Source organism: Reyranella sp. (assembly GCF_050185545.1).
Taxonomy (GTDB): domain Bacteria; phylum Pseudomonadota; class Alphaproteobacteria; order Reyranellales; family Reyranellaceae; genus Reyranella.
The window spans coordinates 7,784-13,615 of record NZ_JBFWZI010000185.1 but is presented as its reverse complement, the minus strand read 5'-3'; the positions used below and the strand labels follow the sequence as shown (position 1 = coordinate 13,615).

Below are 5,832 nucleotides of genomic sequence, written 5' to 3'. Positions count from 1 at the left end.
GCACCAGGGCGCCGAGCCCGGTCGGGTTGAGCGGCGAGAACAGGCTGAAGCTCGCGAACAGGATGCACAGCCAGAACACCAGAACGATCAGGAAGAGGAGCGGCATGCGGGCGGTCGATTGCTCGAACAGGATCAGGCGGGCCTGCAGGACCTGGTTGGCGGCCAGCAGCGCCTGCCGGTGGTACTGACGTTGGGACTCGTCCCCCGGGGCGAGGGTCTGTATGGCGTGAAAGGCGGTCCGTCCGATCCGCGAGGAGGTGAACGGCCCGTCCGCCGTCTTTGCCGGACCGTCCGTCCAGATGCGGTCGACCATGGTCGGCACCGCCTCGCGCATCAGTTGCCGGGCCGTCGTGGCCTCCGGCCCGTAAAGCTCCAGCATGTGGTCGAGCAGGGTGATGTTGGTCGCCATCTGCCGGATCTCGTCGCGCTGGGCGTCGTAGGTAGTCTTGGCCGAATTGATCAGGAGGCCCAGCACCAGGCCGGAAATCGTGGCAATCAGCGCGCAGCCCAGGCGGACGATGTCCTTGGCGTGCGTGTCGAGATGATGGTCGGGCAGCACCCGGCGCAACAGGGCGCCGGTGAGCGCGCCGCCGACCAGCAGGGCGCAAATGATCAGCGAAATTGCAAGGGCGCTCATCCGTTCCCCCCCGGCCCATCCGGCGCCGGCGCGAGAATAGCGGCGTCACAACGGCCTCGTCTTCCTCGGGCGCGTTGCCTCCAGGGCATTCGCACATGGAAAAGAATCCCGTCATCGCGAGAACGGCACGACTGCAAGAGGTCGGCCCAGCCGGCCTGGACGATCCCCACAAGCTGCTTGCGGTCGACTGCCCCGGCCCCGTATGGCGGCACCAATGGTGAGTGTGGCTCTCCGGCGCGTCGTCGACGGCAGCGCCGACCGGGCGATGTGAGAGGGAGGGCCTCACGCAAGATCCATGAATTTCCGATGTCGGAATATCATGGATCCCGTCTGAGGCCTTCCCCCTCCGCCCCGTAAGACGGGGCACCTCTCCCGACTACGGAGGAGGGATTGAGATGTGTCCACTCCCCTAGCGGACTTTCATAGGAGGCGCGGGCGCGGCGCGCTCCTTCGCCTCGTCCGGGCGCCGTTCAATGAGACGGTTCGGCGGCCGGCGTGGCGGGCTTGGGCGCCTTGCGTGCCCTGCGCCATTCCTCGAAGCGCTGCAGCACGACGAAGAACGACGGCACGAACAGCACGGCAAGGCAGGTCGAGGCGATCATGCCGCTGAACACCGCCATGCCGAGCGAGATGCGCGAGTTGGCGCCGGCGCCGCTCGCGGTCACCAGCGGCACGACGCCGAGGATGAAGGCGAACGAGGTCATCAGGATCGGCCGGAACCGGGTGCGCGCCGCCTCGACGGCCGCCTCGAGGATCGGCTTGCCGTGCAGGATGCGCGCCTCGCGCGCCACTTCGACGATCAGGATGGCGTTCTTGGCGCCGAGCGCGATCAGCAGCATCAGGCCGATCTGGGTGTAGAGGTTGTTGGCCATCCCCAGCCCTCCCAGGGCGGCGGCCGGCCCGATCAGCGCCAGCGGCACGGCCAGGATCACCGCCAGCGGCAGGATCCAGCTTTCGTACTGGCCGGCCAGGCAGAGATAGACCAGCAGGATCGCCAAGGCGAAGACGTACATGAGCTGGTTGCCGACGATGTTCTCCTGGTACGACATCGCCGTCCATTCGAAGCCCGTGCCGGGCGGCAGGGTTGCGTTGGCGATCTGGTCCATCAGCGAGATCGACTCGCCCGAGCTGAAGCCCGGCGCCGAGGCGCCGACCACCGCCGCCGACGGATAGAGGTTGTAGAGGCTTATCAGCGGCGAGCCGCTCGACTGGTGCAGGGTGGCGAGGGCGCCGATCGGCACCATCTGGCCTTCGGAATTCTTCACCTGCAGGCGCAGGATGTCCTCCCCCTTCAGGCGGTACTGCGAATCGGCCTGCTGGAACACCAGCAGGGTGAGGCCGAACTTGTTGAAGCGGTTGACGAAGGCCGAGCCGACATAGGCCGACAACGTGTCGAAGACCTCGCCGATCGAGACTTTCAGGGTCTGCGCCTTGACCCGGTCGACCTCGACGCGGATGTGCGGTGCGCCGGCGCGGAACGACGTGACGAGATTGGCGAGACCCGACTGGGTGCCGGCCTGCGCGACCAGGTTGTCGGTCGCGTTCTGCAGCTTGACGTAGTCGAACGAGCCGTCGCGCTGCTCGACCTGCATCTGGAAGCCGCCGGCATTGCCGACGCCCTGGATGGCCGGCGGCACCAGCGGAAAAGCGCGGCCGTCCTGCAGCACCTGGCTCTCCCGCGCGATCTTCTGGACGATCGAGCGCAGATCCTGGCCCGGCTGCTTGGCGCGCACGTTCCAGTCCTTGAAGATGATGTAGCAGACGCCGCCGTTGGCCAGCGCGTTGTTGCTGTCGAGGATGGACAGGCCCGAGATCGCTACCACATGGTCGACGCCCGGCGTCTTGCGGGCGATCTCCGCGACCTGCGACAGCGAGGCTTCGGTGCGCTCCAGCGAGGCGCCGTCGGGCAGCAGCAGGCCCATCAGCATGTAGCCCTGGTCCTCGTTGGGGATGAAGGCGGTCGGCAGGCGGGCGACGCCCCAGCCGCCGAGCCCCGCCATCGCGAACGCCAGCAGCACCATGATGCCGCTGCGCCTCACCATGCTGCCGATCAGCCAGCCATAGGCGTCTTCCAGCTTCCCGTAGACATGGTTGAAGGCGCGGTAGGCGACGTTGCGTCTCTCCGGCGGCACCGCCGGCCTCAGCCACATGGCGCACTGGGTGGGCTTCAGGGTCGCCGCATTGACGGCGCTGATGAAGGCGGTGGCGGCGATCACCAGGGCGAACTGGGCGAACATCTTGCCGGTCAGGCCGGGCACGAAGGCGGCCGGCAGGAACACCGACATCAGCACCAGGGTGATGCCGATCACCGGCCCGAACAGCTCGTCCATCGCCTTAATGGCGGCATCGTGAGGCGACAGGCCGCGCTCGATGTGGCGTGCCACGCCTTCGACGATGACGATGGCGTCGTCGACCACGATGCCGATCGCCAGCACGATGCCGAACATGGTCGTGGTGTTGAGGGTGAAGCCCATCGCCGCCATGGCGGCAAAGGCGCCGACGATGGTCACCGGAATGGTGGTGGCCGGCACCAGCATGGCGCGCCAGTCCTGCAGGAACACCATGATCACGATCAGCACCAGGATGCCGGCCTCGATCAGGGTGATGAACACTTCCTGGATGGAGATCTTGACGAAGTTGGTGGTGTCGAACGAGACATCGTACTGCAGGCCTTCGGGGAACTGCTTGGCGAGCTCGTCCATCTTGGCCTTGACGCGGTTGGCGACGTCGAGGGCGTTGGCATCGGGCAGCTGATAGACCGCGATGCCGGCGCCCGGCTTGCCGTTCATCTTGAAGACCTGGGCGTAGGTCTGGGCGCCGAGCTCGACCCGGCCGATGTCCTTGATGCGCACGATGCGGCCGCCATCGCCCTGGCCGCTCTTGACGATGATGTTCTCGAACTCCTCCGGCGAGGAGAGGCGGCCCTCGACGTCGATGGTGAGCTGGAAATCCTGGCCCTTGGGAGCGGGCGGCATGCCGACCTGGCCGGCGGTCACCGGCTGGCTCTGCTGCTTGATGACGTCGGCCACCGTGCCCGGCGTCAGGCCGAACGTGTAGAGCTTCTGCGGGTCGAGCCAGACGCGCATCGAATACTGGCCGACGCCCAGCACGTTCACGTTGCCGACGCCCGGGATGCGCGCCAGCTCGTTGACCAGGTTGATGCTGGCGTAGTTGCTGAGATAGAGGCTGTCGAACCGGTCGTTCGGCGACGTCAGGGCGAGGATCTGCAGGATCGCCGTCGACTTCTTCTCGACGATCACGCCCTGGGCCTGCGCCGACTCCGGCAGCGAGGCGAGCGCGGCGCTCACCTTGTTCTGTACCAGCACCTGGGCGAAATCGAGGTTGGTGCCGATGTCGAACGTCACCGTGAGCTGGTAGGTGCCGGCATCGGTGCTGTACGACTGCATGTAGATCATGCCTTCGACGCCGTTGACCTGCAGCTCGATCGGCAGGGCGACGTTGTCGACCACCGTCTTGGCGCTGGCGCCGGGATAGTTCGCCGTGACCTGCACGGTCGGCGGCACGATGTTGGGGTATTGCGAGACCGGCAGCGTCGCGAGCGCCACCGCGCCCAGCAGCACGATCACGATCGCCAGCACGTTGGCCAGGACCGGCCGGTTGATGAAGAATGCAGAGATCATCGAACGGGGGCCGGCCGGTTACTTGGTCGTGGTGATGTTGGCGCCCGCCGGCGGCGGCGGGATCGTCTCCTCCTTGGGCATCACCTTGCCGCCCGGCACGGCGCGCCCGTTGGTGGTCAGCACGACGCGGTCGTCGGCGGTGAGGCCGGTCTCGATGACGCGCAGGCCGCCGACCAGCAGCTGGCCGACCTTGACCCGGCGCTGGTGCACGACATTGTCCTTGTCGACGATCAGCACGTACTTGCCGGCCTGATCCTCGGCGACGATCCTGTTGGGCACCAGGAAGACCTTGGTGGCGTCGAGGCCGCGCGGCACGCGCACGCGCACGAAGAAGCCCGGCAACAGGTCGCGGTTGGGGTTCTTGAACAGGCCGCGCACCAGGATGGTGCCGGTGTTGGGATCGACCTCGGGCGAGACGTAATTGAGGAAGCCCGCGTGCGGATAGCCTTCCTCGGTCATCAGCCCGATGTCGAGCGGCACCTTGCTGAGATCCTCGATGGTCAGGCGCTTCCTGAGGTTCGCGCGGATTTCCAGGACGTCCTGCTCGCTCATGTTGAACTCGACGTAGATCGGGTCGAGCTGGACGATGGTGGCGAGCTTGGTGGCCGTGGTGTCGCCGACCAGCTGGCCGACCGAGACGAGATGCTTGGTCACCACGCCATTGAACGGCGCCATCACCGTGGTGTAGCCGAGGTTGGTCTGCTGGATGGTGAGGTTGCCCTCGGCATTCTCGACATTGGCGCGGTCGGAATCGCGCTTGGCCTTGGCCTTGTCGAAGGTCGTCTGCGCCGACACGTTTTGGCGCAGCAGCGTCTCCTGGCGGACGTACTCGGCCTGCGACTGGACGAGCTCGGCCTGGGCCACCTCGAGCTGCGCCTCTGCCTCCTTGACGTTGGCCTTGTACATCGTCTGTTCGATCTCGAAGAGCACGTCGTTCTGCTTCACCAGGGCGCCGTCGACGTACTTGATGGCGGTGAGGAAGCCCTTGACACGGGCCACCAGGTCGACGGTGGCGAACGACACCGTGTTGCCGGTCAGCTCCTCGTAGGGCGTCACCTCCTGCTGCAGCGGCTTGGCAACGCTGATCTCGGGCGGCGGCGGCGGCTGGAACTTGTTCTCGGGCTTGCAGCCGCCCACGACGGCCAGGACGCCGACCAGCAAAGGCAGCAGGATCAGGCGGCGATTCGACATGGTTCCGATAACGCTCCCCGCAGTGCTCGCGCAAGCGTTAGCGCATCCCAACCCGGATTGCCACCGCGCACGTCGTCTTGCACGCGCTCTTGATTCTCCTCCCCAGCGAAGCTGGGGAGGTGTCGCCGTCTTACGGCGACCTGCCTTCGCCGAAGCGGCTTCGCTTCGGCGAAGGCAGGTCCGCGAAGACGCGAACACCCAGCGAAGACGCTGGGGAGGAATATGGCGTCACCGCGCCTCCGCCTGCCGCATTGCCCGCCAGATGCGGTCCGGCGTCGCCGGACCGTCGAAGCCCGCGACGCCAAGCGGCGCCAGGGCGTCGAGGATGGCATTGGCGATGGCCGGGAAGGCGGCGATCGCGCC

The 5,832-nt window shown here is 66.7% G+C and carries 3 protein-coding genes; all 3 read right to left on the bottom strand.

The window, feature by feature from the left end; genetic code table 11:
- A partial coding sequence (locus AB7O82_RS31260; RefSeq protein WP_428621074.1) for a hypothetical protein occupies positions 1-637 on the bottom strand: 637 nt, incomplete at its 3' end.
- A 470-nt stretch (positions 638-1,107) separates the two neighbouring features.
- Positions 1,108-4,278, bottom strand: coding sequence for an efflux RND transporter permease subunit (locus tag AB7O82_RS31255; protein WP_428621073.1), 3,171 nt, complete (start codon positions 4,276-4,278; stop codon positions 1,108-1,110).
- Between the two features lie 18 nt (positions 4,279-4,296).
- Positions 4,297-5,469: an efflux RND transporter periplasmic adaptor subunit gene (locus AB7O82_RS31250; protein WP_428552100.1), complete on the bottom strand. Its 1,173-nt coding sequence runs from the start codon at positions 5,467-5,469 to the stop codon at positions 4,297-4,299.
- Positions 5,470-5,832: the final 363 nt, after the last annotated feature.